Below are 24,872 nucleotides of genomic sequence, written 5' to 3'. Positions count from 1 at the left end.
AGCCTCACCTTACGGTGAAGCTGCCCTCAACTCCTAACGGTCCCAGCCAGCTCCCAGGAAGGAGCGTTTTCTCAGCTCCGGACGTCGAACCGGTCGTTGTCCATGACCTTGGTCCACGCGGTGGCGAAGTCCTGGGCGAACTTCTCCGTCATGTCGTCGGAGGAGTAGACCTCGACGATGCCGCGCAGGATCGCGTTGGAGTTGAACACCAGGTCCGCGGCGGTGGCGGTGCGCGCCACGGAGCCGTCGGCGCCGACGCCCTCGTAGACGTCCTCGGTGTCCCGCGACGTCCGCCACTGGATGCCCAGGTCGAGCACCGTGCGGAAGAAGTCCTGGGACAGCACGCCCACGCGGTCGGTGAACACACCGTGCTGCACGCCGCCGGTGTTGGCGCCGAGGACCCGCAGACCGCCGACCAGCACGGTCATCTCCTTGGCGGTGAGGCCCAGGTTGAAGGCCTTGTCCACCAGCAGCTGCTCGGGCTGCAGCTTGCTGCCGGGCAGCAGGTAGCTGCGGAAGCCGTCCGCCTTGGGCTCGAGCCACCTGAAGTTGTCCGGGTCGGTCTGCTCCTGGGTGGCGTCGGTGCGACCGGGGGTGAAGCCCACGGTCACCGGCACGCCCGCGTCGGCCGCCGCCTTCTCCACCGCGGCGGTGCCGGCGAGGACGACCAGGTCGGCGAAGGAGACGCGCTTGCCGGTCTCGGCCTCGAAGTCGGCCTTGACCTTCTCGATGGCCGGGATGACCTCGGCGACGCCGGCGTTGGCGGCCCAGCCGATCTGCGGCTCGAGCCGGATGCGCCCGCCGTTGGCGCCACCGCGCTTGTCGGTGTCGCGGTAGGACGCCGCGGCGGACCAGGCGGTGTGCACCAGCTGGGGGACCGTCGGGCCGGCGGCCAGCAGCCGCGCCTTGAGGTCGGCGATCTCGGCGTCACCCACGAGCTCGTGGTCGACGGCCGGGACCGGGTCCTGCCAGACGAGCTCCTCGGCGGGGACGTCGGGGCCCAGGTAGCGGGTCTTGGGGCCCATGTCGCGGTGCAGCAGCTTGAACCAGGCGCGGGCGTAGACCTCGGCGAAGTACTCGGGGTTCTCGTAGAAGTTGCGCGAGATCTCCCGGAAGCCGGGGTCGACGACCAGGGCCATGTCCGCGGTGCTCATCATCGGGGCGTTGCGCTTGCCCTCGATGTGGGCGTCCGGGACGAGCTCCTGCGCCTCGGGGTTGGTCGGCCCCCATTGCTTGGCGCCGGCCGGGCTGAGGGTCTTCTCCCAGTCGTAGCTGAAGAGCATCTCGAAGTAGGTGTTGTCCCACTGCGTGGGCGTGGGGGTCCACGCGCCCTCGAGGCCGCTGGTGATGGTGTCGGCGCCCTTGCCGGTGCCGTACTGGCTGATCCAGCCCAGGCCGTTGCCGTGCACCGGGCAGCCGGAGGGCTCGGGGCCGACCAGCTCGGGGTCGCCGGCGCCGTGGGTCTTGCCGAAGGTGTGGCCGCCGGCGACCAGCGCGACGGTCTCCTCGTCGTTCATGCCCATGCGGCTGAAGGTCACCCGGATGTCGTGGGCCGAGCCCATCGGGTCCGGCTTGCCCTGCGGGCCCTCGGGGTTGACGTAGATCAGGCCCATGGTGACGGCGGCCAGGTGGCCCTCGTCCAGGTCCAGCGGGCTGTCGTCGGCGTAGCGCTCGTCGCCGAGCCAGGTGTCCTCGGGGCCCCAGAAGACCTCGCTGGGCTGCCAGCTGTCCTTGCGGCCGAAGGCGAAGCCGAAGGTCTTGAGGCCCATGTCGTCGTGGGCGACGTTGCCGGCGAGCACCAGCAGGTCGGCCCAGGAGATCTTGCGGCCGTACTTCTGCTTGATCGGCAGCAGCAGGCGGCGGGCCTTGTCCAGGTTGGCGTTGTCCGGCCAGCTGTTGAGCGGGGCGAAGCGCTGCCCGCCCTCGCCGCCGCCGCCGCGGCCGTCGGCGCTGCGGTAGGTGCCCGCGGCGTGCCAGGACATGCGGATGAACAGCGGGCCGTAGTGGCCCCAGTCGGCCGGCCACCAGTCCTGCGAGGTGCGCATGACCTGCACGAGGTCGCGCTTGAGCTCCTCGACGTCGAGCTTGGCGAACTCGGCGGCGTAGTCGAAGTCGGCGCCCAGCGGGTCGGCGTCGGCGGCCGAGCGGTCCAGCACCCGGAGGTCGACCTGGTTGGGCCACCAGTCCTGCACGGAGCGGGGACGCCCGCCGTGCACCGGCTCCGGCGACTTGATCGCCGGGTTCTCGCTCTCGCTGGTGCTGGCGGTCTCGGTCTTGGCGACCTCGGTCTTGTCGTAGTCCTCGGGGGCGACCGTGGACTTGTCGTGCTCGCTCATCGCGTGCCTCTCTCTGGGGTGGTGACGAGGGTGGGCAGGACGGGTGGTGCCGCGCTGCAGGCGCGGCACAGACCCCAGTAGATGACCTCGGCCTCGTCGACGACGAAGCCGTGGTCCTCCGCGGGGGTCAGACAGGGGGCCGAGCCGACCGCGCAGTCGACGTCGGCGATCGTGCCGCAGGAGCGGCAGACCAGGTGGTGGTGGTTGTCGCCGACCCGGACCTCGTAGCGGGCCACCGAGCCCTGCGGCTCGATCCGGCGGACCAGCCCGGCGGCGGTCAGCGCGCGCAGCACGTCGTAGACGGCCTGGTGCGAGACCTCGGGCAGCCGGTCCCGGACGTCGTTGAGCACCTCGTCGGTGGTGGCGTGCGCGTGCCCGCGCAGCACGTCGAGCACGGCCAGCCGCGGACGGGTCACCCGGAGGGCGGCCCCGCGCAGGGCGAGCTCGAGGTCCTCGGTCGGCGGCACCCCTCCACCATGTCGTGCATTCTTGAACGAGTCAAGTAAACGGAGGCTGACCACTGGGTGGGAGGGCAGACTTGCCCCGCCGTCCCCGGTCCGATGTCCTGACCGGACGGTCAGCAAACCAGCGAGGAGTGACGATGACGTCCGAGGTCTACCTGGTCGACGGGGTCCGCACCCCCCAGGGCAAGTACGGCGGCGCGCTGGCCGGCGTCCGGCCCGACGACCTGGCCGCGCTGGTCGTCCGCGAGGTGCTGCGCCGCTCCGGCGCCCCCGCCGACGCCGTCGAGGAGGTCGTGCTCGGCGCGGCCAACCAGTCCGGCGAGGACAACCGGGACGTCGCCCGCATGGCGGTGCTGCTGGCCGGCCTCCCCGACACCGTGCCCGGCTACACGACCAACCGGCTGTGCGCCTCCGGGCTGACCGCGACCGCCTCGGCCGCGGCCTCCATCCGGGCCGGCGAGCTGGACCTGGCGATCGCCGGCGGCGTGGAGTCCATGACCCGCGCGCCCTGGGTGATGGCCAAGCCCGGCACCCCGTGGGCCCGCCCGGGCGAGGTGGTGGACACCTCGCTGGGCTGGCGGTTCACCAACCCCACCTTCACCGCGCACGACCGCGGCGTCGAGCACCCCGAGGACCCGCGCACCCGCAAGATCACGCTGACCATGGGCGAGACGGCCGAGGAGATCGCGGCCCTGGACGGGCTCACCCGCGACGAGTGCGACGCCTTCGCCGTCCGCAGCCACGCCCGCGCGGTCGCCGCCGCCGAGGCCGGCCGGTTCGACGCCGAGATCGTGCCGGTCGACGTCGTCGGCAAGAAGGAGACGACCACCGTCACCCGTGACGAGGGCCCGCGCCCGGGCTCGTCCATGGAGTCCCTGGGCAAGCTCAAGCCGGTGTTCCGGAAGAACGGGATCGTCACCGCCGGCAACAGCTCGCCGCTGTCGGACGGCGCCGCCGCGCTGGTGCTGGCCTCGGCCGAGGCCGTCGAGCGGCACGGGCTCACCCCCCGCGCCCGGGTCGTGGTCTCGGCCTCGGCCGGTGTCGCCCCCAACGTGATGGGCCTGGGCCCGGTGCCGGCCACGGAGAAGGCGCTGGCCAAGGCCGGCTGGTCCGTCGCCGACCTGGACGCCGTCGAGCTCAACGAGGCCTTCGCCGCGCAGTCCCTCGGCGTGCTGCGCCGACTGGGCATCGACGAGGAGATCGTCAACTCCGACGGCGGCGCGATCGCCCTGGGCCACCCGCTGGGCTGCTCCGGCGCCCGCCTGCTGGTCACGCTCATGGGCCGGCTCGAGCGCGAGGGCGGCCGGCGCGGGCTGGCCACCCTCTGCGTGGGGGTCGGCCAGGGCGTGTCGATGCTCGTCGAGCGCGTCTGATGGCCGTCGTCGGGGTCGTCGGCGGGGGCCGGATGGGCGGCGGGATCGCCCAGGGCCTGCTCGGCACGGGCGCGCAGGTGCACGTCGTGGAGGCCGGGGACGAGGCGGCGCAGGCCGCGCACGACCGGATCGTCGCCGGGTTGGAGGAGGCCGACCGCCGCGGGAAGCTCGAGGGCACGGTGGCCGACGCCGCGGCCCGGCTGACCATGGTCGACACCCCCGGCGACCTGCCGGCCGACTGCGAGCTGGTGGTCGAGGCGGTGCCGGAGATCCCCGCGCTCAAGGTCGAGGTGCTGCGGGCGGTGGAGGCGGTGCTGGCACCCGACGCGGTGCTGGCCACGAACACCAGCTCGCTGTCGGTGACCGAGCTGGCGGCCGCCCTGGACCGGCCGGCCCGGTTCGTCGGCATGCACTTCTTCAACCCGGTCCCGGCGTCCACGCTGGTGGAGATCGTGGTCGCCGCCGAGACCGCCGACGACGTGGTCGCCACCGCGCAGGAGTGGGTGGACCGGCTGGGCAAGACCGGCATCGTCGTCCGGGACTCCCCCGGGTTCGCGTCGTCCCGACTGGGCGTGCTGCTGGGCCTGGAGGCGATCCGGATGCTCGAGGAGGGCGTGGCCGACGCCGAGGCGATCGACACGGCGATGGAGCTGGGCTACCGGCACCCCATGGGCCCGCTGCGGTCCACCGACCTGGTCGGGCTGGACGTGCGGCTGGCGGTGGCGGAGTACCTGACCTCGACCCTGGGCGACCGGTTCACCCCGCCGCAGCTGCTGCGTGACAAGGTGGCGGCCGGTGACCTGGGCCGCAAGACCGGTCGCGGCTTCCACGACTACAGCTAGGGGACGACGATGTCCGTGCAGCGCAGCGACGACGGGGCCGTGGCGACCCTGACCCTCCCCGCCCCCGGTCTCACCCACGAGATCCGGCTGTCCCTGATCGACCACCTCCGGGCGCTCGCGGAGGACACCTCGGTGCGCGCGGTGGTGCTCACCGGCACCGGCCGGGCGTTCTGCGTGGGGCAGGACCTCGCGCAGCACGTGGAGGAGATCCGGGCGGGCAAGCCGGCGCTGGACGTCGTGGACGCCGAGTACAACCCGATGGTGCTGGCAATGGCCGCGCTGCGGGTGCCGGTGGTCGTGGCGGTCAACGGTGCCTGCGCCGGGGCCGGCCTGGGCCTGGCGCTGGGCGGCGACCTGCGGGTGGCCGCGGCCGGGGCGAAGTTCACCACCGCGTTCGTCGGCGTCGGGCTGGGCAGCGACTCCGCGCTGGCCTCGCGCCTGGTGCACTGCGTGGGCGGCTCCCGGGCTGCCGAGCTGCTGCTGATCCCCACCCCCTTCACCGCCGAGCAGGCCGCCGAGTGGGGCATGGTGCACCGCGTGGTGCCCGCCGAGGAGGTGCTGGCCACAGCGCAGGCGCTGGCCGCCCAGCTCGCCGCCGGCCCCACCGCCGCCTTCCGCGCGGTCAAGGAGGTCCTGGCCACCGCGGCCACCGACTCCCTGGAGACCACCCTCGCCATGGAGGCGACGCTGCAGGCGCAGCTCGGCCACACCCACGACCACAGCGAGGCCGTGGAGGCCTTCCTGAGCAAGCGCAAGCCCAACTTCACCGGCGCATAGCGCTCGCGCCCCCACACCCCCACCGCCAGCCGTCATGTGACGGTGAGGACCCATTCGGGGCGCGTTCTGGGTCCTGGGCGTCATGTGACGGCATCCCGGGGGGCCACCCGCGGGCGGGTAGCAGGTGGCGGGGCGATGTGGGGCTCGTGGTCCACATCGGGTGCTGGTGTCCACAGGTGTCGGTGACGCGTTCCGGCGCCTTCTCCCAGCGGCCACCGTGGGGGCATGGTGGTGGACCTCGCGACGTTGCTCGGGCCCGACGGAGCGCGGTCGAGCGCTGAGGTGGTGGCCGCGTCGGGGCGGACCAGCGTCGTGCGCTGGGTGCGCGACGGGCGGCTGCTGCGACCGCTGCCCGGGGTGCTGGTCGACCCGGCGCGATCGGGTCACTGGCGCACCCGGGCCACCGCAGCAGCGCTGTGGACCGGTGGGCGGCTGGCCGCGCGCAGCGCCCTCCACCTGGCCGACCTGGTCGACGAACCCGGCGCCCGGGTGCACGTCGCGGCTCCGCCGAGCCGGCACATCGCCGTCCCCCGGCCGTCCTGGCTGGTCGTGCAGGTGTCCCGCGAGCTGACCGGACCGGTCCGCCGGGGTCTGCCGGTCACGGGCGAGGCCACGGCGTTGCTGGACGCCTGGGGATGGGCGCACGGGTCGCGCGGAACACCGCGGGACGTCGAGGTGGCGCGCGGAGCGGTCATCGGCGCGGTGCGCCGGGGTCGGGTCGACGCCGACCTGCTGCTGGCAGACCTCCGGACACGGAGCCGCCTGCCCGGGCGGGCGCTCCTGCGGGAGTTGGTGGAGCTGGTTCGGGGTGGCTCGCACAGCGAGTTCGAGATCTGGGGCCTGCAGCACCTGCTGGACGTGCCCGGGATCCCCCCGGTCGAGCGGCAGTACGCCCTGCGGACGGCGATCGGCACCATCCACCTGGACGGCGCCCTGCCGGCGGCACGCCTGGGCATCGAGCTCGACGGTGCGGCCTACCACCGGGGCCCGGACAACTGGGCGCGCGACCGCCGACGGGACTCGGCCGCGTTGGCCATGGACTGGGCGACGCTCCGCATCGACCACCGACGCGGTCGGGAGGACCCGGCGGGTGCCCGGGCGGAGATCGCCGCGGCGTTCCACGTCCGCGCGGCCCGCATCGCGCAGGAGCGGGGCGTCGGATGATGCTCACGACCCAGTACGAGCTGGTTCTGGGTCCTCACCGTCACATGACGGCTGGTGCTGTGGGTGGGTGNTGGGGGGGTGGGGTGGGGTGGGTCAGTAGAGGAGGTCGGCGCAGGCTTCGCAGCTCTCCTCGTCGTCGCCGTCCCAGGCCTGGTCGAGGTCGACGCGGGCCAGGGCACCGCAGACGGCCACCTCGCAGGCGCCGTCCACCTCGGACGGGCTGCGGTGCAGCTCCACGGCGTGCCAGATGCCGGTGCTGCGGCCCTGGGCGGCAGCGAGGGTCAGGACGAGTTCGCTCATGCCCCCTGGTTCGGCGCGAGCGGACCACCCGAGCAGGGATGCGCAACACGAATCACCCGTCCGGGTTGGTCACTTGTGCACCATCAAGCTCAGGAACCCCCAGGTGGGGACGGCGTGTCACCGGCCCGTCCCGCCGTGCGGCCGGACCTCGAGCGTGGCAGCGTCGCGGTCATGGAGCTCACCAAGCACGGGCACGCCTGCGTCGTCCTCTCCGACGGCGACCGCCGGCTGCTGCTGGACCCGGGCGCGTTCACCGAGGAGGCGGCCTGGACCGGCGCCTCGGCGCTGCTCATCACCCACGAGCACTTCGACCACCTCGACGTCGAGCGCACCAAGCGCGCCCTCGCCGAGGACGGCGACCTGCAGGTGTGGACCAACCAGGCGGTCGCCGACCAGCTCGACGCCGGGGCGCAGGTACACGTGGTCGGCCAGGGCGACGCGTTCACCGCCGCCGGGTTCGAGGTCCAGGCCCACGGCGAGTGGCACGCGGTGATCCACCCCGACATCCCGCGGATCACCAACGTCGGCTTCCTGGTCGACGGCACGGTCTTCCACCCCGGCGACGCGCTGACCGTCCCCGGGACCGGTGTCGAGACCCTGCTGCTGCCCCTGCACGCCCCGTGGTCCAAGACCGGCGAGCTCGTGGACTACGTGCGCGAGGTGCAGCCGACCCGGTCCTACGCGGTGCACGACGGACTGCTCAACGACACCGGGCTGATGGTGGGCGCGAACTTCCTCGGCGAGAACGGCCCGGGCGTCCCCGGCAGCTACACCCGGCTCGCTCCTGGGGAGTCCGTCACCCTCTGATTCCCACGCCCCCGGGCGGGTAGTGCCTGGTCATGGCTGCCGAGGACTACGACATCGAGGACCAGGGCGACCAGCAGTACGTCGTCCGCATGACCGACGGCGAGGAGGACGTCGAGGCCTGGTTCCACGTGACACCGGACGTCGCCCAGCAGCTCGGCGTCGCACCGGGTGACGAGGCCGACCTGGTCGCGGCCACCGTCGACTTCCTGCGCACGCACCAGGACGTCGCCGACTTCCCCTCGATCGTCGAGATCGAGGACGTGCTGGCCAGCTACCCCGACTACGAGGAGGCCGTCACCACGCGCCGGTGAGCCGGGGGGCCAGCCACCGGGCGACCGCGAGGTACTTCTCGTCCGCGTGGTTGTCCACGCAGTGGTCGCCGTCGTGCCACTCCTGCCAGGTCTTGTCCGCCGACCCGGCCAGGTCGTGCACCTCGCGCGCGTTGGCCACCTTGAACACCGCGTCCCGCCGGCCGTGCTGCACCAGCAGCGGGCAGGTGAGGCCGGCCAGGGTGGCGGCGTCGAGCTCGAGGTCGTCCATCAGCGAGCGGGAGGCCTCGGGGTCCAGCCCCAGCATCGCCTGCACCTTGGCCAGGAACCGCGGGAAGCGGGTGTGCGTCTCGGCCGGGCGGACCGTGCCCCCGGTGACCACGCAGGCGGCGACCCGCGGGTCCTGGGCGGCCAGCAGCGCAGCCAGGTGGCCGCCCATGCTGTTGCCCCACACGGCCACCCGGTCGCCCAGCCGCTCGTCGGCCAGCACGTGGGTGACCGCGGCCGACAGCGCCAGCCGGACGTCGCGGTCCAGGTGGAGCCCGCCCAGCACCCGGGTCTCGCCCTGGCCGGGGGCGTCGAGCAGGAACAGCGCCACCCCGCGGTCGCGGACCAGCTCGGCACCGGCGGCGTACTCCTCGCGCCAGGCGTCGATGCCGCCCAGCACCACGACCACCGGCGGGCGGACCACCCCGGCCGGGCGCAGCAGCCACCCGCGCAGGCTGCGCCCGCGCCACGGCACCTCGACGTGCTCGGCCGGCGGGTCGAGCAGGGCGCCGGCCCGGCCGAACGCCTCGACGAGGTCGCGGTAGAGCGACCGCTTGGCCGGCCCGTCCTCCAGCGGCACCTGGCCGAAGCTGTAGCAGGCCGCCGCGCGCAGGAACCTCTCCCGCGCGGTCTGCCGGTCCCCGGCCTCGATGGCGGCCATCGCGGCGCGGGTCTGCCGGCGGGCCAGCCGGGCCGCCACCTCCGACCACGGGGTGCCGGCGGACACCCCGGCGTGCAGCTCGTCGGCGTCGGTGGCCTGCATCCCGTTGCCCACCATGCGGTGCCGCGGCATGGCCCGGGTCAGGGCGGCCGCGGCCCGCTGCCACTCGAGTGCGTGCGCCGTCACACCGGTCCAACGCACCGGCCGCGCTGCGGTTCCCCGCGAGGTCAGACGGCCGCGGCGAGGTGCTCCGGCAGCCGGTCGAGCTCGCTGTCGACGGTCCGGCGCACCAGCCGGGCCATCGCCTTGCGCTGCACGAAGCGCATCAGGGCCGACCCGCCGACCGGCTCGTGGGTGACGGTGATCGTCACGTCGGTGCCGTCGGCCCCGCCCTTGCCGGCGTCGGCCAGCTCGATCCGCGTCGTCCACGTCTCGGGCGTCAGCTCCAGCCGGGTGACGACGACGCGGGCCGGCGTCCACTCCACGATGGTGCCCTTCGGCGCGCCCGCCGGCGGCGGCGTCCCCTCGGCAAGCTCGCCGGGCACGCAGACGAACGTCGTCCCCTTGCGGGTCGGGCCGGAGACCACGTAGGACACCTCGCACACCGCGCAGTACGGGTGCAGGACGGCGAGGGCCCGCCAGACGTCCTCGCGGCGGTCGGGCACCCGGCGGGGGCCGCTGGCCGTGGTGCTCATCGCCCGTTCACCGAGACCTCGAACTCGACCTGGCTGACGTCGGGCCGCAGCCGGGAGAACGAGTGCACCAGCGGGTTGCCGTACCCGTCGTGCACGGTCGTGCGCACCACCAGCAACGGTGAACCGGCGACCACCTGCAGCACCTCGGCCTCCTCAGCGCCGGCGGTGCCGACGTCCACGACGATGCGCGCGCGGGCGAGGTCGGCCTCGTACTCCCGGCGCAGGAACTCGTACAGCGACCCGTGGCCGAAGTCCTCGGTCGCGGCCTTCGGGTAGTCCTCGGCGGGCAGGAACGACCGCACGACGTGGTTGGGCTGCCCGTCGACCGACCGCAGCCGCACCAGCTCGACGACCTGGTCGGCGGGCTCGAGCCGCAGCTCGGCCGCGACCGCCGGCGGGACGGCGAGCACCTGCTGGCCGAGCACCGTGGTGCCGACCTGGGCGCCCTGCTCGGTCATCACCGAGTGGAACCCGGCGATCCGGTGCACGAAGCTCTCGCGGTACTCGTGCCGGATGCCCGGCCGGGTCACGTAGGTGCCGCGGCCCTGCTCGCGCACCAGGTGGCCGTCGGCCACCAGCCCGTCGACGGCCCGCCGCAGCGTGATGCGGCTGACCCCGTACTCCTCGCAGAGCACGGGCTCCGGCGGGAGGAGGGTGTGCTCGGGCAGGTCGGCGACCCGTCGACGCAGGTGCTCACGCACCGCCAGGTATTTCGGACCGGCGTCCGGGCTCACTCGCGTCCCTCCGGCTCGGTCACCACTGAAAGGTACTCGATCGGCAGACGTCTAGACGTCATGACCAATCGCCGGGCCACCGGATGGGCTCTGGCCAGCGCGTTCCGGCAGCGCTAGCCTTCCGGACACATTCGTTCCGGCCGAGGAGGGTGTCGTGCTGACCGGTGCACCTCCGTTGCCGCCGCGGCCCGTGGGCAGGCCCCGGGACCCGGCCCTCGACGTCGCGATCCTCGCCGCCGCGCTGGACCTGCTGGGCGAGGGCGGGCTGGAGACCTGCGCCCTGGACGCCGTGGCCCGGCGGGCCGGGGTGGGCAAGGCGACGATCTACCGCCGCTGGCCCAGCAAGGACGCCCTGGTGCGCGATGCCTTCGGCAGCACCGCCCCGGACCTCCTGCCCGCCGAGGACCACGGCTCGCTGACCGCGGACACCACCGCCCTGCTGACCGCCCTCGCCGCGGCGCTGCGGTCCCCCCGGGCCCTGGCCTGGCGGCGCACGGTGCCGGCGCTCGGCCCGGACTCCCCGCTGCTGCCGCTGCTGCCCCGCGGCCCGGTGGGTGAGTGGTCCGACGCCGTCCGGGCGCTGGTGGTCCGGGCCGAGCAGCGGGGCGAGGTGCCACCGGGCACGTTCCCCGTGCTGGCCCTGCGCGCCGCCTGCGCGGTGCTGGTCGAGCGCTGGCTCACCGGCGGTGGTGCCGAGGACGCCGACGGGCTCGATCTGGTCGCCGAGCTCACGGACGTGCTGGTGCGGCCCAACCTGGCGGGCTGACCTGCGACGACCCGCCGCCGGATCTGCCCACGTGCCACGATGTGCAGGTGGCAGGACGAGACTGGCGAGCTCAGAAACGCGACGCCACCCGTCGCCGCCTGACCGCCGCGGCCTTCGCGGTCTTCGACGAGCGCGGCTACGACGCGGTCTCCGTCGCCGAGATCGCACACGCCGCCGGGGTCTCGGTGCCGACGTTCTACGCCTACTTCCGCACCAAGGAGCACGTCGTCCTGCCCGACCAGGACGCGCTCTGGATCGGCGACCACTTCAGCCGGCAACCCGCCGACCTGCCCCTCACCGAGCGCATCCGGCGCGGTCTGCGGGCGATGACCGACGACCTGCCGCCCGAGGTCCTCGCCGAGCTGCTGTCCCGCTGGTCGATGGTGCTCGCCTCCCCGGCGCTCCTGCTGCGCGCCGCGGACCGGCAGCACGCCTCCACGACCGTGCTGGGCGACCAGCTGGGGATCGACCTCACCACGTCCGAGGGGGCCGCCGACGTGGTGGTGATCGCGGCCTGCCTGACCGCGGCGACCACGGCCTTCGTGCGCTGGGCGGCCACCGGCGGCGAGCGCGTGCTCGGTGACCTGCTCGACGAGGCCTTCGCCGCCCTCCGCTCGATCTAGCCCGCCGGGCGCAGCTCGATCACGGTGATCTCGGGGCGGGCGCCCACCCGCATCGGCGGGCCCCAGTACCCGGCGCCGGACGTCACGTAGAGCTGGGTGTCGCCCTGCCGGGACAACCCCTCCACCGCCGGCTGGTCCAGCAGGACGCCGTAGTCGAAGGGCCACAGCTGCCCGCCGTGGGTGTGCCCGGACAGCTGCAGGTCGACCCCGGCGGCCCGGGCCTGCTCCACCTGCACCGGCTGGTGGGCCAGCAGCACGACCGGGACGGCGTCGTCCCGCCCGTCCAGCGCCGCGTCCAGGTTCGCGCCGTGCCCGGCCAGCCCGGAGGCGGCCGCCGTCCGGTCGTCGATGCCGGCCAGGTCGAAGGTCGCCCCGCCGCGGCCCAGCGCGACCCGCTCGTTGCGCAGCACGTCGATGCCCAGGCCGGACAGGTGGGTGAGCCAGGCGTTCGTGTCCACGAAGTACTCGTGGTTGCCGGTGACGAAGTAGGCGCCGTCCCGGCTGACCAGGTCCCCGAGCGGGGCGGCGTCCTCGCGCAGCTCGTCGCCCTCGCCGTCGCCCAGGTCCCCGACGATCGCCCCCGCGTCGGGGGACTGCGCGTTGCCCATCTCGACCAGCCGCTCGAACCGGCGCCCGCCGTAGGTGGCGGACAGGTGGCCGTCGGAGAAGGTGACGATCCGGTAGCCGGCCAACGAGGGGTCCAGGCCGGCCAGCGCGATCGGCACCCGGCGCACCACCGGCGCGGAGTTGGCCGCCCACACCCCGTACCCGGCCGTGCCGACCGCGGCCACGCCGGCGGTGACCGCCAACGACCGGGCCAGGAACAACCGGCGCGGGACGTCGGCCGGCTCGCGCTGCGCGGCCGGCTCCGGCGCCGGCTCGGACGCCGAGGCAGGGACGGCGGAGACGTCGGCGGCGGGGGCCGGCCGGCGGCGCTGCACCGCCCGGAGCACCCAGCGCACCGGCTCGAGCACCAGCAGCGCCAGGAAGGCGTAGAACGCCACGCCCAGCCAGGTGTAGCCGACCCAGTCCAGCGGCGCCTGCACGTCCAGCGGCAGGGAGCGGCGACCCAGCACCGCCGCGGTGGGCAGCAGCGCCAGCACCACGGTGAGCCCGGTCAGCAGGCGACGGGTGCGGCCGGGCCGCGTGGTGCTGCGCACGAGCCGGAACCACAGCCAGCCGTGCAGCAGCACCATCGCGAGCCCGACGACGGCACCGAAGGCGATCACGGTGCCATTGTCATCGCTCGCCGGCGACGCCGTTCAGCACGGGCCCCAGCGAGGGCCACAACGCCCAGAAGTCCCGCTCGGCCTGCATCGCGCGGGCCTCCTCCAGGGCGTGCAGCCGGCCGAAGGTCCAGGCGTTATCCCCCGCGCCGAACGCGGCCAGGCCCAGGGTGCGGCACAGCTCGCGGGTGACCACGGTGTCCTGCCGGTCGCCCAGCACGTCCTGCAGCTGCTTCATCGCGTCCACGACACCCATGACGGCGCCGTTCTTCTTCGTCCCGTCCAGCACCGGGGCGGCGACCTCGGCGGTGTAGCGCACCCGCTTGCCGGCCTTGCGCACCTCGTGCAGGGCCAGCTCGTAGGGGCTCTCGACGGCTTCGGACCCGGCACCCTCGGGCTCGGCGAACTCGGCGTCCTCGGCGGTGTCCACGAGCTTCCGCAGCCGCTTCACCGTGTGCCGCAGGACGTCGGCCACCACGTCGGCGGCCGGCTCGGCGGCGCGCTCGGCCAGCGGCGGCTGGGCGACCAGGGCGTGCAGGGTGTCCAGCAGGGTCAGGTAGCGCGGGGTGCTCAGCGCGGCCACGGCGTGACCGGTGCCGGCGGTCTCGCCCTGCAGCTCGGCCTGCTGCAGCCGGGCGGCCACCGGGCCCAGCACGAACTCCACCGGCTGGGCGGCGACCAGCTCGCGCAGGTGCTCCAGGGACACCTCGGCGTCCCGGGTGCCCGACAGCTCCTGGCCCAGCCACTGCAGCTCGTCGCGGACGGCGTCGGTGCGGGTGCGGTCCAGCACGGGCCGGTAGGCGGCCAGGACGCTGCGCAGCCGGCGGGAGGCGACGCGCACCTGGTGCACGCCGTCGGGGACGTCGGTGCGCACCATCAGGTCCGCGCGCTGCAGGGCGGTCAGCTGCTCGGCGAGCGCCGCGACGACGACCTCGCCGGCCTTCGGGATCGCGGCCAGGCGGGCCCGCTCCGCGGCCTCCGCCGCGGCGGCCTTCTCCGCCTTCTTCGCGGCCTTCTTCTCCGCCTTCACCGCGGCGGCCGCGTCCTCGGCGGCCTTCGCCCGGCGGGCGATCTCCTTGGCGCGGGCCTTCTTGCCCTCGGGCAGCGGCTCCTCGACCACGGGCTCGGGGACGACGTCGTCCTCGGTGTCGTCCTCGTCGGGCTCGTCGTCGGCCTCGTCCTGCACGGTGGCCGGCGGCGGGCCGGCCAGCCGGTCGGCCAGCACGCGGGTCAGCTTGGCCGCCGACGCCGACGGGCGGGCGCCGGAGACCACCAGCTCGGCGCCGACCGCACCGAGCAGCTCCTCGTCGCCGTCCACCAGCTCGACCTCGACCTCGCGCCAGGTGGTGACCACCGCGGCCTCCCCGGCGGCGGCCGGCAGCGCGGTGCCGGTGACCTGGTCGTCGGCGACCTCGGCCAGCACCCGGCCGTCCTCGGCCAGCAGCGTCACCAGGGTGCGCCGGGTGTGCAGGGTGGCGACCTGCGCGGCCGGGGCCCGCCGGACGACGCCCAGCACCGGGGCCAGCACCGCACGCGGCGGCGCCTTGACCGCCCGGCCGAGCGGGGACTGCAGCTCGCGCCGCGCACCGGCCGCGGCCGGCAGCTTGAGGTGCCAGCCCTCGTCGGTGCCGCCGGTGCGCCGCCGCAGGGTGATCTTCGCCTTCGCCAGCCGCAGGTCGGCGGTGTCGAAGTAGGTGGCGGCCAGCTCGTGCACGACGGGGGCGCCGACCGAGGCCACCCCCGGGACGCCGCTGAGGTCGGGCAGCACGAACGTCTCCTCGACGTCGTACTTGCGCTCGATCTCGGTGTGCTCGGTCGCCACGGTGCATCCACTCCTGCTCGACGTACGGGTTGAGGTGCGCTTTCTACCTCAGCGAGGTGAACAACCCCCTGTGGTCGATCATGGTCCCGGTGGAACCCGTGCGGCGCGACCTCCTGCCCCTGGCCGTGGCCACCCCGTGGGCGGTGTGCGCCGCGCTGCGGGTGACGGGGTACGAGCGGGGCTGGCCGCTGGTCCCCGCGATGTCCTTCGTGCCCTACGCGGCCGCGTCGTCGGTGCTCCCGCTCGCCCTCGCGGTGGCCCGCCGCTCCCCCGCCGCGACCCTGCTCTCGGCGACGGCGGCCGGGGTGCTGGCCGGGGTGACGCTGGCCCGCGCCCGGGTCTCGCCGGTGCGCACCGACGGCGCCCGGGTGCGGATCGTGTCGGCGAACCTGCTGCACGGCCGGGCCGACCCCGCCGCCGTCGTCGAGCTGGTCCGCTCGCTGGACGCCGATGTGCTGTGCCTGGTGGAGCTGACCCCGACCGCCGACGAGCGGTTGCGCGCCGCCGGGCTGCGCGACCTGCTGCCCACCGAGCACGTGCGCGGGCACCGGCCCGGTGCCCCGCCGGCGGCCGGCGGGGCGGTCTGGACCCGGCTGGAGGTGCTGGACCGCGGCGGCGCGCCGGGCCGGTTCGAGCAGCCCGTCGTCCGGCTCGCCGTCCCCGGCGGCCCCGACCTCGAGGTCACCGCCGTGCACACCGACCCGCCGATGTCGGTGGGCCGGACCGCGCGCTGGGAGCGCGAGATGGCCGCCCTGCCCTCGACCGGGGACGACGTCCTGCGGGTGCTGGCCGGGGACTTCAACGCCACCCGCGACCACGGCGCGTTCCGGCGCCTGCTCGCCCGCGGGTACGCCGACGCCGCGACGCGGGCCGGCCAGGGCCTGGTGCACACCTGGACGCCGGAGACCCGGCCGCAGCCCCGGCTGACCATCGACCACGTGCTGGCCGACCGGCGGATCGGCGTCGCGTCGTTCACGGTGCACGACCTGCCCGGCAGCGACCACCGGGCCGTGGCCGCGGAACTGGTGCTGCCGGCCCGGTAGGGCGGAGGATCTGCCGGTGCGCGCGCTCGAGGTCCTCGTCGTCGTCGGGGTGCTGGTGCTGGCCGGGACCGTGCTGGCCCGCCGGCTCCGGCTCCCCCCTCCCCTGGTCCTGCTGGCGCTGGGCACCGTGGTCGGGTTCCTGCCCGGCGTCGGCGGGGTCGAGATGCCCCCGGACGTCGTCCTCTTCCTGTTCCTCCCCGCGCTGCTGTACTGGGAGTCGCTGACCATCTCGCTGCGCCAGATCCGGGCCGACCTGCGGGTGATCAGCCTGATGTCGGTCGGGCTGGTGCTGGTCACCGCCGGCACGGTCGCCGTGGTGGCGCACGCGCTGGGGCTGTCCTGGCCGATGGCCTTCGTGCTCGGCGCGGTGCTGGCCCCGACCGACGCGACGGCGGTGTCCACCGTGGCCGGTCTGCTCCCCCGCCGGGCCCGCACCCTGCTGCGCGCGGAGAGCCTGGTCAACGACGGCACCGCCCTCGTGATCTTCGGCGTCGCGGTCGGGGTGGCCGTGGGCACCCTGGACGTCGGGCCGGCCGGGATCGCGTGGCGGCTGGTCGGGTCCTACGCCGGGGGCATCGCCGTCGGCCTGGCACTGGCGTTCCTGGTCGTCGAGGTGCGCCGCCGGCTGCACGACGCCCGGCTGGAGAACGTGATGAGCGTGCTCACCCCGTTCCTGGCCTACCTGCCGGCCGAGCTGATCCACGCCTCCGGGGTGGTCGCGGTGGTGACCTGCGGGCTGACTCTCACCCAGATCGCCTCGCGGGTGATCTCCGCCCGGGCCCGCGTGCAGTCGGCCGGGTTCTGGACGCTGACCACGTTCCTGCTCAACGGGTCGCTGTTCGTCCTGGTCGGCCTGGAGCTGCACGCCGTGGTCGAGGGCCGGTCGGCCGCCGAGCTGTGGACCGGGGTCGCCGCCACGCTGTGGGTGTCGCTCACCGTGGTGGCCACCCGCCTGCTGTGGGGCAACACGCTGCCCTACGTCATCCGGGCGCTGGACCGTCGTCCCCAGCAGCGGCTGCGGCGGGTCGGCTTCCGCGGCCGGCTGCCCACCCAGTGGGCCGGGTTCCGCGGTGCGGTGTCGCTGGCCGCCGCGTTGGCCGTGCCGACGACGACCGCCGCCGGCGGTCCGCTGGAGGGCCGGGACCTGGTGCTGCTGGTGACCTTCGGCGTCATCGTGGTCCTGCTGGTGGTGCAGGGGCTGACCCTGCCGGCGGTGATCCGGTTCTCCCGGCTGCAGCAGGACCCGGCCGAGGAGGAGGAGCGGCTGCTCGCCGAGCGCGAGATGACCCGGGCCGGCGCCGAGGCCATCGACGGCCGGGCCGCCGAGATCGGTGCACCCGAGGCCGTCGTGGAGCGGGTGCGGGAGGCCTACGAGACCCGGATCCGGCAGCAGCACCTGGAGGAGGTGCTCGCCGACGGCCGGGTCACCGACCCCGACCACCGGGCCGCCAAGCGCCGGGTGCTGGACGAGGCCGCCGTCGAGCAGCGGCTGCGGCTGGCGCTGCTGGCCGACAAGCGGGAGGCGGTGGTCCGGCTGCGCGACGAGCACACCATCGACGACATCGTCATGCGCCGGCTGATGGCCCAGCTGGACGTCGAGGAGGTCCGCCTCCTGGGCGTCGAGGCCGACGACTGATGGAAGAAGGCCCTCCCTCCTCCCCACGCCACGCTGCGCGCGCCGCGGTCCCCTGGAGGCGGGCCGGGTCAGAGCCTGTCCTGCAGGAAGGGGAACTGCTGACGCACGCGGGCGCCCTCGGCCGGGTCGACGTCGGCGAGCAGCACCGCCTCGCCGTCGCCGGCCTCGGCCAGCAGCTCGCCCTGCGGGCCGACGACGACGCTGTCCCCGCAGTGCTCGGTGCCGTCGCCGGCGGTGCCCACCCGGTTGACCCCGACCACGTAGGCCTGGTTCTCGATCGCCCGGGCCCGCAGCAGGGTCTGCCAGTGCACCCGGCGGGCGGCGGGCCAGTTGGCCGGCACCAGGTAGAGGTCGGTGTCCGGGGCCAGCGCCCAGAACTCGTCGGCGAAGCGCAGGTCGTAGCAGACGAACAGGCTCACCCGCAGGTCACCGACCTGCACGGTCAGCGGCGCCATCCCGGCCCGGAAGCGCTCGTGCTCGCCGGCGTAGGTGAACGGGTGCACCTTGCGGTAGCGGTGCAGCTCCCCGCCCGGGCCGGCCAGCACGAACGCGTTGTGCGGCAGGGTCTCCCCCGCCGCGACCTCCGCGCTGGAGCCGCCCACCCAGACGCCGTGCCGCCGGGCCTGCTCCGCCAGCCACGTCGCGCTCGACCCGCCCTCGGGCTCGCCGATGCCCGGGGTCATCGAGAACCCGGTGGAGAAGGTCTCCGAGAGCACCACCAGCCCGGCGCCCTCGTCGACCGCCCGGGCGACCGGTCCGGCCAGCGCGGCGTGGTTGGCCGCCCGGTCCTCCCAGACGATGTCGTGCTGGACCGCGGCGACCCTCATGCGGACAACCTCCCGACGGCCTCGGCGAGGACCTCGTCGCGCTTGCAGAACGCGAACCGGACGAGGTCGAGCCCCAGCTCGGCGTGCTCGGCCAGGTAGAACGCGGACATCGGGACGGCGACCACCCCGACCCGGTGCGGCAGCTCCCGGCAGAACTCCAGCCCGTCCCCGGGCACCCGCACGGTGGCGAAGTAGGTGGCCTGCGGGGAGACGACGGGCAGCCCGGCCGCCGCGAGCCCGGCGACCAGCAGGTCGCGCTTGCGCTCCAGGTCGGCCGCCAGCTGCCCGAAGTAGCTGTCCGGCAGGCCGAGACCGGCGGCGATCGCCGGCTGGAACGGGCCGGCGTTGACGTAGGTGAGGAACTGCTTCGCCGTCCGGACGCAGGTCACCAGCTCGGCCGGACCGCACACCCAGCCGACCTTCCAGCCGGTGGTGGAGAACGTCTTGCCGCCGCTGGAGACGACCAGCGTGCGCTCCCGCATGCCGGGCAGCTCGGCGAGGGAGACGTGCTGGGACCCGGAGAACACCAGGTGCTCGTAGACCTCGTCGGTCACCACGAGGAGGTCGTGCTCGCGGGCCACCTCGGCCACCAGCTCGAGCTCGGCCCGGTCGAACACCTTGCCGGTCGGGTTGTGCGGGGTGTTGAGCAGCACCAGCCTCGTGCGCGGCCCGACCGCGGACCGCAGCTCGGCGGGGTCGAAGGTCCACGGGTCGGCGCCCACGCCGTCGGTGACCGGGGGCCGCAGCGGCACCGGGACGGCGACCGCCCCGGCCATCGCGATCCCGGCCGCGTAGCTGTCGTAGAGGGGCTCGAAGACCACGACCTCGTCACCGGGGTCCAGCAGGCCCAGCAGCGCCCCGGCCAGGGCCTCGGTGGCCCCGGCGGTCACCAGCACCTCGGTGTCGGGGTCGTAGGCCAGGCCGCGGAAGCGCTGCACGTGGGCGGCGACCGCCTCGCGCAGCACCGGCAGCCCCGGGCCCGGCGGGTACTGGTCCAGCGGGGTGCCGATCGCGGCCCGGGCGACGTCGAGGACCTCGGGCGGGCCGGGGGTGTCCGGGAAGCCCTGGCCCAGGTTGACCGAGCCGGTGGCCACCGCCAGTGCGCTCATCTCGGCGAAGACCGTCGTCCCGAAGCCCTGCAGGCGCGCGGCGAGGTGCGGGGTGCTCACGCCGGCGAGCCTCCCAGACCCGCGCCGCGGTCCGGGTGCACCCGGGCCAGGACGTCGGGCGGCACCACCCAGGGACGGTCGGGGTAGCGGTCGAGGACCACCGTGACCTTGGACCGGCCGAGGGAGGCGACCCGCCCGACCTCGCCGCCCAGGTAGGCCGGGACGCCGCGCCGGGTGCGGGTCGGGGCGATCCGGACCCGGTCGTCGACGGCGATCGGGTCGCCGCGGTAGTCCACGAAGTCGCCCACCCCGTCGAGTCTGACCCCTCCGTGTGCGCGACGGGCGCCGCGGGTGTGCACTCGGGGGATGACGACGTCCACCGCGACCCTGGTCGACGAGCTGCGCAGCGCCCTCCCCGACGGCCGGCTGGTCGAGGACCCGGAGGTGGCCGCCTCCTACCGGCACGACGAGGCCGAGTGGGCGCCGTACGGCACGCCGCTGGCCGTCGTCCGGGCGCGCAGCGCCGCCGACGTCCAGGTCGTGGTGCAGGCCTGCCTGCGGCACGGGGTCCCGCTGGTGACCCGGGGCGCGGGCACCGGGCTGTCCGGCGGGGCGAACGCGGTCGAGGGCTGCGTGGTGCTCAGCACCGAGCAGATGACCGCGGTGCTCGAGGTCGACCCGGTCGAGCGGCTGTGCGTCGTGCAGCCCGGCGTGGTCAACGACGACCTGCGGGCGCACGTGGCCGGCTTCGGCCTCTGGTACCCGCCGGACCCGGCGTCCTCCCCCTGGTCGACGATCGGCGGCAACGTGGCCACCAACGCCGGCGGGCTGTGCTGCGTGAAGTACGGCGTCACCCGGGACTTCGTGCTCGGCATGGAGGTGGTGACCGGCACCGGCGAGGTGGTCCGGCTGGGCCGCCGGACGGCGAAGGGCGTGGCCGGCTACGACCTGACCGGCCTGATGGTCGGCAGCGAGGGCACGCTGGGCGTCGTCACCGAGGTCACCCTGCGGCTGCGGCCGGCCCGGCTGCCCGAGCACACCGTGGCCGGGTACTTCGACTCCGTGGTCGCGGCCGGGGAGGCGGTGCGGGCGGTCGGCGCCGCGGGCCTGACGCCGTCCGCGTTGGAGCTGGTGGACCGGCACTGCCTGGCCGCCGTGGACGCCTGGAAGAACATGGGCCTGTCCACCGAGGCGCAGGTCGTGCTGCTGGGCCGCACCGACGCCCCCGGCGCGGCCGGCGAGGCCGAGGCGGACGCGCTGCTGGCCTGCTTCGAGTCCGCCGGGGCCACCTGGGCCGCGCGCTCGACCGACCAGGAGGAGGCCGACGCGCTCTTCGCCGCCCGGCGGCTGGCCTACCCGGCGCTGGAGCGGCTGGGCCCGGTGCTCACCGAGGACGTCTGCGTGCCGATCGCCGCGGTGCCCGCCGTGCTGGGCCGGATCGAGGAGATCGCGCTCGCGCACGACGTGCTGATCGCCAACATCGCGCACGCCGGCGACGGCAACCTGCACCCTCTGATCATCACGCCGCCCGGCGACGAGCCCGCCCGTGCCCGCGCCCAGCTGGCCTTCGAGGAGATCATCACCGCCGCGCTGGCCGTCGGCGGCACCGTCACCGGCGAGCACGGCGTCGGGCTGCTCAAGCGCCCCGGGCTGGCCGACGAGGTGGGCCCGGCGGTGATGGCGATGCAGCGCGCGGTCAAGCAGGCCCTGGACCCCGCCGGCATCCTCAACCCCGGCAAGGTGGTCTAGGCCGGCTCGAAGCGGACGGCGCGGGTGGCCGGGTCGGCCGCGGTCAGCCGCACCCGGACCCGGTCGCCGGGGGTCAGCCTGCCGTCGCAGCGGGCCTGCACGGCCAGGTCGGTGAGGACGACGGTCGACCGCTTCTCCTCGGTGTCCAGCACCACGGCGTCGAACACCTCGCCCACCCGGCCGGCCAGCAGCGTCGCCTCGACCAGGTCCACCACGGCGCGCTCGACGGCGTGCGTGCGCCGGTCGGAGGCGGCCATCAGCGCGGGCAGCTCGGGCAGCGCCGCCCGCAGCTCCGCCGAGGGCTGCCCGCCGGCGGCCAGGGCCAGGCAGACCTCGGTGCCGAACCGGTCGACCAGCCGGCGCAGCGGCGCGGTGACGTGGGCGTAGGGCCCGCCGACGCCGCCGTGCCCCGGCTCGGCCGGCGGGGTGCCGTCGAAGGCGGTGTAGGCCGCGCCGCGCAGCAGCGACGCCGCGGCGTCGAGGAAGGCGGCATGCCGGGGCTGCGCGGGGTCCAGCCCGGCGATGACCTCGCCGGGGGTGGCGCCGTCCGGCCAGTCGACGCCCAGCCCGGGGGCCAGCCGGCGCAGCGCGGCGATCGCGCCGGGGTCGGCCGGCGGCAGGGTCCGGAGCACGCCGACCCCGCCGTCGAGCATCAGCCGGGCGGCGCACCGGCCGGTGAGCAGCGAGATCTGCGCGTTCCAGTCCTCGACGTCGGACTGTCCGCGGAAGACGACGGTCCACCCGCCGTCCGGCCCGGCCTCGACCTCCTGGGACGGCGTGCCCAGCTCGATCGCCCCGCGGTCCCGGGCGCGGGCCTGCAGCAGCCGGCCGATCTCGGGCAGCAGCTCCAGCTCCGGCGGCACGTCGGCACCCACCGACGCGTAGTCCAGCTGCGCGCGGCTGCGGACCCGGGCCCGGCGCAGGTCGACCGCGGTGACCTCGCCCTCGGCGTCCAGGTCGATCGTCCACAGCGCCGCCGGGCGGAGCTCGCCGGGCAGCAGGCTGGCCGCGCCCTCGGACAGCTGCGGCGGGTGCAGCGGCGTCCGGCCGTCGGGGCAGTAGACCGTCTGGCCTCGGCGGCGGGCCTCGGCGTCGATCGCGCTGCCCAGCGGCACGAACGCCCCGACGTCGGCGATCGCGTAGGAGACCCGGTAGCCGCCGTCCGTGCGGGCCAGGTGCATCGCCTGGTCGAGGTCTCGGGCCCCGGGCGGGTCGATGGTCACCAGCGGCAGGTCGGTCGCGTCGTGCTCGGGCAGCGGCGGGTCGGCCGCCACCCGGTCGGCCTCGGCCAGCACCTCGGCCGGGAAGTCCGTCGGGACGTCGAACTCCGCCCGGACCGCGGCGAAGTCGAGGGGGGCGGAGTCGAGCGGGGCGGACACCTTCAGCACGCGAGCCACGGCGCCACGGTGGCACAGCGCGACGTTCCACGTGGAACGAGCGGGTGCCAGCCGGGTGCCGGCCGGGTATGCGGGCGGGGCAGGTAGACAGGCCCCATGCCCGAGGGACACATGATCCACGTGGACGCACGCCGCTTCGACGAGGCGATGGGTGACCGCGTGGTGCACACCGACAGCCCGCAAGGCCGGTTCGCCGACGGCGCCGCGGCGCTGGACGGGCGCACCCTGCGCGACACCGAGGCCTTCGGCAAGAACCTGTTCCTGCGGTTCTCCGGGGCCTCCCCGCAGTACCTGCACGTGCACCTGGGCCTGATCGGCGGCTGGACGTGGTGGGACGCCGACCACCAGCAGCTGTCCGGCCGCCCGGTGGTGAACGCCGACTCCAGCAACGTGCGGCTGCGGCTGCGCACCGGGCGCGGGGACGCCGAGCGCAGCGCCGAGCTGCGCGGGGCGATCACCTGCACGCTGGTCGACGAGGAGGGCATGGACCGGGCCGTCGCCAAGCTGGGCCCCGACCCGCTCCGGGACGACGCCGACCCCGGCCTCGCGTGGGCCAAGGTGCGGAAATCGAAGAAGCCGATCGGCGGGCTGCTGCTGGACCAGGCGGTCACGGCCGGCGCCGGGCTGATCTGGCGGGCCGAGGTGCCGTTCCTGGCCGGGGTGGACCCGCACCGGCCCGGGGTCGACGTCGCCGAGGACGAGTTCACGACCATGTGGTCGGAGATGGCCCGGGTCATGTCCGAGGCGGTCGAGCGCGGCGGCAAGGAGATCACCACCGACCCGGCGGACCGGCCGGAGACCGACGGCCACGTCGGCCGGGACGACGCGTTCTACGTCTTCCGCCGCGACGGCGAGCCCTGCCTGCGCTGCGGCACCGAGATCCGGGTCGCCGAGATGGGCACCCGCAAGGTCTGGTGGTGCCCCAGCTGCCAGCCCCGTTAGGGACCTGACCGTTGGCCCCGTCGCAGGGCCCCGCGGCGCGCGGAGCGTGCCGTGGGGGGCGACGGGGTCCTTCCGCAAGCCCGCTAGGTGTACCCCCGCTAGGAGATGCGGAAGGAGTCCAGGCCCTCGACGGTGACGACGTCGCCGCGGTGCAGCTGGCGCCCGCGCCGCTCCTCGGGCTCGCCGTTCACGGTGATGTCCCCGCTGGTCAGGACGTCCTTCACCTGCGCCCCGGTCGGGACGGCGTCGACCAGCTTCAGCAGCTGGCCCAGCCGGATGACGTCCTCGCCGGCACGGAGCTCCACGGTCTGCACGGTGCTCAGCCTGCCTGCAGCTCGTCGCCGACCGCGATCCGGCCACCGGCGACCGGCATCGCGCCGACCGACAGGGTGCCGTCGTGCTCGCGGTGGATGGTCTTGAGCACCCCGGTGTCCCGGCCGACCCCGCCCGGCTGCGGCCGGGTGGTCATCACGCAGCGGGGCACCGGTTCGCCGATCTCCAGCACCGCCGTCCCCAGCCGGACCTGCCGGCCGACCAGCTCGTCCTCCCCGGCGCCGTCGAGCAGCACGTTGGCCCGGAACCGCCGCGGCGACCACGACCCGGTCGTCCCGGTGGACAGCAGGGTGACCCGGGCGGTGGCGTTGTCGTGGAAGGCGCCGTCGGCGCCGGAGAACGGGTTCCACCGCGACTCGGTGTCGACGTCGGCGGGGTTCTCGTAGGTGCGGGGCCCGGTGTAGGACGCCGGCCGCAGCTCCACCGACCGACCGGTCCAAGCCGACAGGACGGCGTCGTCGTCGGTGACCGTGCCGTCGGGCAGCACCACCTCGGGGCGGCCACCGGTGGACCGCGCCGCCGCGAAGAGCAGGTCGGGCACCCGCCGGGCGGTCAGCCCGAACCCGGTGCCGGTGTCGAACAGGGCCCAGGCGCGGTCGCCGGCGAACCCCTCGGGCCCGACGTCGACGGCCGTGCACCGCTCGCCCTGCAGGGACTTCACCGGGTAGCGCCAGAGCTCGATGACCCGCATGCGATCAGTGTCGCGCGGC

The 24,872-nt window shown here is 75.0% G+C and carries 26 protein-coding genes; 12 read left to right on the top strand and 14 right to left on the bottom strand.

What is annotated here, in order from left to right; all coding sequences use genetic code 11:
* Window positions 1-71 precede the first annotated feature (71 nt).
* Both katG and LFA75_RS11485 read right to left on the bottom strand, forming a co-directional pair.
* On the bottom strand, window positions 72-2,336 hold the full coding sequence (gene katG, locus LFA75_RS11490; RefSeq protein ID WP_225233772.1) for a catalase/peroxidase HPI: 2,265 nt from the start codon (window positions 2,334-2,336) through the stop codon (window positions 72-74).
* Complete coding sequence (locus LFA75_RS11485) at window positions 2,333-2,803, bottom strand: Fur family transcriptional regulator (RefSeq protein WP_225233771.1); 471 nt, start codon at window positions 2,801-2,803, stop codon at window positions 2,333-2,335. Before LFA75_RS11485 ends, katG begins: the two co-directional genes overlap by 4 nt.
* A 134-nt stretch (window positions 2,804-2,937) precedes the next feature.
* Here LFA75_RS11485 and LFA75_RS11480 point away from each other — a divergent pair, with 134 nt between their 5' ends.
* The 4 genes from LFA75_RS11480 (at window position 2,938) to LFA75_RS11465 (ending at window position 6,956) form a co-directional block, all read left to right on the top strand.
* Window positions 2,938-4,173 carry a thiolase family protein gene (locus tag LFA75_RS11480; protein WP_225233770.1) on the top strand — a complete coding sequence of 412 codons (1,236 nt, stop codon included), beginning with the start codon at window positions 2,938-2,940 and terminating at the stop codon, window positions 4,171-4,173.
* The gene (locus LFA75_RS11475) at window positions 4,173-5,015 is read left to right on the top strand and encodes a 3-hydroxyacyl-CoA dehydrogenase family protein (protein ID WP_225233769.1); all 843 of its coding nucleotides are present in this window, start codon (window positions 4,173-4,175) and stop codon (window positions 5,013-5,015) included. The genes LFA75_RS11480 and LFA75_RS11475 overlap by 1 nt, the downstream gene beginning before the upstream one ends.
* 39 nt (window positions 5,016-5,054) lie before the next feature.
* Complete coding sequence (locus LFA75_RS11470) at window positions 5,055-5,792, top strand: enoyl-CoA hydratase-related protein (RefSeq protein WP_263639375.1); 738 nt, start codon at window positions 5,055-5,057, stop codon at window positions 5,790-5,792.
* 225 nt (window positions 5,793-6,017) lie between these two features.
* The gene (locus tag LFA75_RS11465; protein WP_225233767.1) at window positions 6,018-6,956 is read left to right on the top strand and encodes a hypothetical protein; all 939 of its coding nucleotides are present in this window, start codon (window positions 6,018-6,020) and stop codon (window positions 6,954-6,956) included.
* A 93-nt stretch (window positions 6,957-7,049) separates the two neighbouring features.
* Here the strand turns inward: LFA75_RS11465 and LFA75_RS11460 are convergent, their stop codons facing one another.
* Window positions 7,050-7,256 carry a hypothetical protein gene (locus tag LFA75_RS11460; RefSeq protein ID WP_225233766.1) on the bottom strand — a complete coding sequence of 69 codons (207 nt, stop codon included), beginning with the start codon at window positions 7,254-7,256 and terminating at the stop codon, window positions 7,050-7,052.
* A 171-nt stretch (window positions 7,257-7,427) separates the two neighbouring features.
* Between LFA75_RS11460 and LFA75_RS11455 the strand changes: the two genes are divergently transcribed.
* Window positions 7,428-8,063, top strand: a complete 636-nt coding sequence (locus LFA75_RS11455; RefSeq protein ID WP_225233765.1) for an MBL fold metallo-hydrolase — start codon at window positions 7,428-7,430, stop codon at window positions 8,061-8,063.
* 32 nt (window positions 8,064-8,095) lie between these two features.
* Window positions 8,096-8,374 carry a TOBE domain-containing protein gene (locus LFA75_RS11450; protein WP_225233764.1) on the top strand — a complete coding sequence of 93 codons (279 nt, stop codon included), beginning with the start codon at window positions 8,096-8,098 and terminating at the stop codon, window positions 8,372-8,374.
* Here the strand turns inward: LFA75_RS11450 and LFA75_RS11445 are convergent.
* From LFA75_RS11445 to LFA75_RS11435, 3 genes are read right to left on the bottom strand one after another with little or no spacing between them, the layout of a single operon-like run.
* Window positions 8,358-9,446 carry an alpha/beta hydrolase family protein gene (locus LFA75_RS11445; protein WP_225233763.1) on the bottom strand — a complete coding sequence of 363 codons (1,089 nt, stop codon included), beginning with the start codon at window positions 9,444-9,446 and terminating at the stop codon, window positions 8,358-8,360. The genes LFA75_RS11450 and LFA75_RS11445 overlap by 17 nt on opposite strands.
* A gap of 41 nt (window positions 9,447-9,487) precedes the next feature.
* Window positions 9,488-9,955 carry an SRPBCC family protein gene (locus LFA75_RS11440; protein ID WP_225233762.1) on the bottom strand — a complete coding sequence of 156 codons (468 nt, stop codon included), beginning with the start codon at window positions 9,953-9,955 and terminating at the stop codon, window positions 9,488-9,490.
* Entirely contained in the window at window positions 9,952-10,656 is a 705-nt protein-coding gene (locus LFA75_RS11435) for a GntR family transcriptional regulator (protein WP_225233761.1), read from the bottom strand. The genes LFA75_RS11440 and LFA75_RS11435 overlap by 4 nt, the downstream gene beginning before the upstream one ends.
* 223 nt (window positions 10,657-10,879) lie before the next feature.
* On the opposite strand from LFA75_RS11435, the gene LFA75_RS11430 reads away from it, so the two are divergent.
* Window positions 10,880-11,455 carry a TetR/AcrR family transcriptional regulator gene (locus tag LFA75_RS11430; protein WP_225233760.1) on the top strand — a complete coding sequence of 192 codons (576 nt, stop codon included), beginning with the start codon at window positions 10,880-10,882 and terminating at the stop codon, window positions 11,453-11,455.
* A 47-nt stretch (window positions 11,456-11,502) separates the two neighbouring features.
* Window positions 11,503-12,078 (top strand): TetR/AcrR family transcriptional regulator, encoded by a 576-nt coding sequence (locus LFA75_RS11425; protein WP_225233759.1) that lies wholly within the window; start codon window positions 11,503-11,505, stop codon window positions 12,076-12,078.
* Here the strand turns inward: LFA75_RS11425 and LFA75_RS11420 are convergent.
* Both LFA75_RS11420 and LFA75_RS11415 read right to left on the bottom strand, forming a co-directional pair.
* Window positions 12,075-13,307, bottom strand: coding sequence for a metallophosphoesterase (locus LFA75_RS11420; RefSeq protein WP_225233758.1), 1,233 nt, complete (start codon window positions 13,305-13,307; stop codon window positions 12,075-12,077). The two genes, LFA75_RS11425 and LFA75_RS11420, sit on opposite strands and share 4 nt — an antisense overlap.
* 10 nt (window positions 13,308-13,317) lie before the next feature.
* Window positions 13,318-15,126, bottom strand: coding sequence for a CYTH and CHAD domain-containing protein (locus LFA75_RS11415; protein ID WP_225233757.1), 1,809 nt, complete (start codon window positions 15,124-15,126; stop codon window positions 13,318-13,320).
* Between the two features lie 56 nt (window positions 15,127-15,182).
* Between LFA75_RS11415 and LFA75_RS11410 the strand changes: the two genes are divergently transcribed.
* Together LFA75_RS11410 and LFA75_RS11405 are read left to right on the top strand one after the other, a co-directional pair.
* Entirely contained in the window at window positions 15,183-16,169 is a 987-nt protein-coding gene (locus LFA75_RS11410) for an endonuclease/exonuclease/phosphatase family protein (RefSeq protein WP_225233756.1), read from the top strand.
* Between the two features lie 16 nt (window positions 16,170-16,185).
* Window positions 16,186-17,805, top strand: coding sequence for a Na+/H+ antiporter (locus LFA75_RS11405; RefSeq protein ID WP_225233755.1), 1,620 nt, complete (start codon window positions 16,186-16,188; stop codon window positions 17,803-17,805).
* A gap of 68 nt (window positions 17,806-17,873) precedes the next feature.
* Here the strand turns inward: LFA75_RS11405 and LFA75_RS11400 are convergent, their stop codons facing one another.
* From LFA75_RS11400 to LFA75_RS11390, 3 genes are read right to left on the bottom strand one after another with little or no spacing between them, the layout of a single operon-like run.
* Entirely contained in the window at window positions 17,874-18,632 is a 759-nt protein-coding gene (locus LFA75_RS11400) for a nitrilase-related carbon-nitrogen hydrolase (protein WP_225233754.1), read from the bottom strand.
* On the bottom strand, window positions 18,629-19,801 hold the full coding sequence (locus LFA75_RS11395) for a pyridoxal phosphate-dependent aminotransferase (protein ID WP_225233753.1): 1,173 nt from the start codon (window positions 19,799-19,801) through the stop codon (window positions 18,629-18,631). The genes LFA75_RS11400 and LFA75_RS11395 overlap by 4 nt, the downstream gene beginning before the upstream one ends.
* Window positions 19,798-20,049: a hypothetical protein gene (locus LFA75_RS11390; RefSeq protein ID WP_225233752.1), complete on the bottom strand. Its 252-nt coding sequence runs from the start codon at window positions 20,047-20,049 to the stop codon at window positions 19,798-19,800. Before LFA75_RS11390 ends, LFA75_RS11395 begins: the two co-directional genes overlap by 4 nt.
* 58 nt (window positions 20,050-20,107) lie before the next feature.
* Here LFA75_RS11390 and LFA75_RS11385 point away from each other — a divergent pair, with 58 nt between their 5' ends.
* Window positions 20,108-21,490, top strand: a complete 1,383-nt coding sequence (locus LFA75_RS11385) for an FAD-binding oxidoreductase (RefSeq protein ID WP_225233751.1) — start codon at window positions 20,108-20,110, stop codon at window positions 21,488-21,490.
* Here LFA75_RS11385 and LFA75_RS11380 read toward each other — a convergent pair.
* Entirely contained in the window at window positions 21,487-22,887 is a 1,401-nt protein-coding gene (locus LFA75_RS11380; protein WP_225233750.1) for an RNB domain-containing ribonuclease, read from the bottom strand. The two genes, LFA75_RS11385 and LFA75_RS11380, sit on opposite strands and share 4 nt — an antisense overlap.
* Before the next feature lie 96 nt (window positions 22,888-22,983).
* On the opposite strand from LFA75_RS11380, the gene LFA75_RS11375 reads away from it, so the two are divergent.
* On the top strand, window positions 22,984-23,829 hold the full coding sequence (locus tag LFA75_RS11375; RefSeq protein ID WP_225233749.1) for an Fpg/Nei family DNA glycosylase: 846 nt from the start codon (window positions 22,984-22,986) through the stop codon (window positions 23,827-23,829).
* A 98-nt stretch (window positions 23,830-23,927) separates the two neighbouring features.
* Here the strand turns inward: LFA75_RS11375 and LFA75_RS11370 are convergent, their stop codons facing one another.
* A complete protein-coding gene (locus tag LFA75_RS11370) occupies window positions 23,928-24,134 on the bottom strand; it encodes an RNA-binding S4 domain-containing protein (RefSeq protein ID WP_225233748.1) in 207 nt (68 codons plus the stop codon).
* A gap of 14 nt (window positions 24,135-24,148) precedes the next feature.
* Complete coding sequence (locus LFA75_RS11365) at window positions 24,149-24,853, bottom strand: MOSC domain-containing protein (RefSeq protein WP_225233747.1); 705 nt, start codon at window positions 24,851-24,853, stop codon at window positions 24,149-24,151.
* Window positions 24,854-24,872: the final 19 nt, after the last annotated feature.

The sequence above is a fragment of the Klenkia terrae genome (genome assembly GCF_900491935.1).
Classification (GTDB): Bacteria; Actinomycetota; Actinomycetes; order Mycobacteriales; family Geodermatophilaceae; genus Klenkia; species Klenkia terrae.
This window is presented reverse-complemented; position numbering and strand designations above follow the sequence as displayed.

What these genes read in the sequence shown, in the direction of transcription:
- LFA75_RS11400 (WP_225233754.1), bottom strand. Translation starts at nt 18,632, where the DNA reads ATGAGGGTCGCCGCGGTCCAGCACGACATCGTCTGGGAGGACCGGGCG.
- LFA75_RS11465 (WP_225233767.1), top strand. Translation starts at nt 6,018, where the DNA reads ATGGTGGTGGACCTCGCGACGTTGCTCGGGCCCGACGGAGCGCGGTCG.
- LFA75_RS11480 (WP_225233770.1), top strand. Translation starts at nt 2,938, where the DNA reads ATGACGTCCGAGGTCTACCTGGTCGACGGGGTCCGCACCCCCCAGGGC.
- LFA75_RS11475 (WP_225233769.1), top strand. Translation starts at nt 4,173, where the DNA reads ATGGCCGTCGTCGGGGTCGTCGGCGGGGGCCGGATGGGCGGCGGGATC.
- LFA75_RS11385 (WP_225233751.1), top strand. Translation starts at nt 20,108, where the DNA reads ATGACGACGTCCACCGCGACCCTGGTCGACGAGCTGCGCAGCGCCCTC.
- LFA75_RS11365 (WP_225233747.1), bottom strand. Translation starts at nt 24,853, where the DNA reads ATGCGGGTCATCGAGCTCTGGCGCTACCCGGTGAAGTCCCTGCAGGGC.
- LFA75_RS11455 (WP_225233765.1), top strand. Translation starts at nt 7,428, where the DNA reads ATGGAGCTCACCAAGCACGGGCACGCCTGCGTCGTCCTCTCCGACGGC.
- LFA75_RS11375 (WP_225233749.1), top strand. Translation starts at nt 22,984, where the DNA reads ATGCCCGAGGGACACATGATCCACGTGGACGCACGCCGCTTCGACGAG.
- LFA75_RS11460 (WP_225233766.1), bottom strand. Translation starts at nt 7,256, where the DNA reads ATGAGCGAACTCGTCCTGACCCTCGCTGCCGCCCAGGGCCGCAGCACC.
- katG (WP_225233772.1), bottom strand. Translation starts at nt 2,336, where the DNA reads ATGAGCGAGCACGACAAGTCCACGGTCGCCCCCGAGGACTACGACAAG.
- LFA75_RS11450 (WP_225233764.1), top strand. Translation starts at nt 8,096, where the DNA reads ATGGCTGCCGAGGACTACGACATCGAGGACCAGGGCGACCAGCAGTAC.
- LFA75_RS11440 (WP_225233762.1), bottom strand. Translation starts at nt 9,955, where the DNA reads ATGAGCACCACGGCCAGCGGCCCCCGCCGGGTGCCCGACCGCCGCGAG.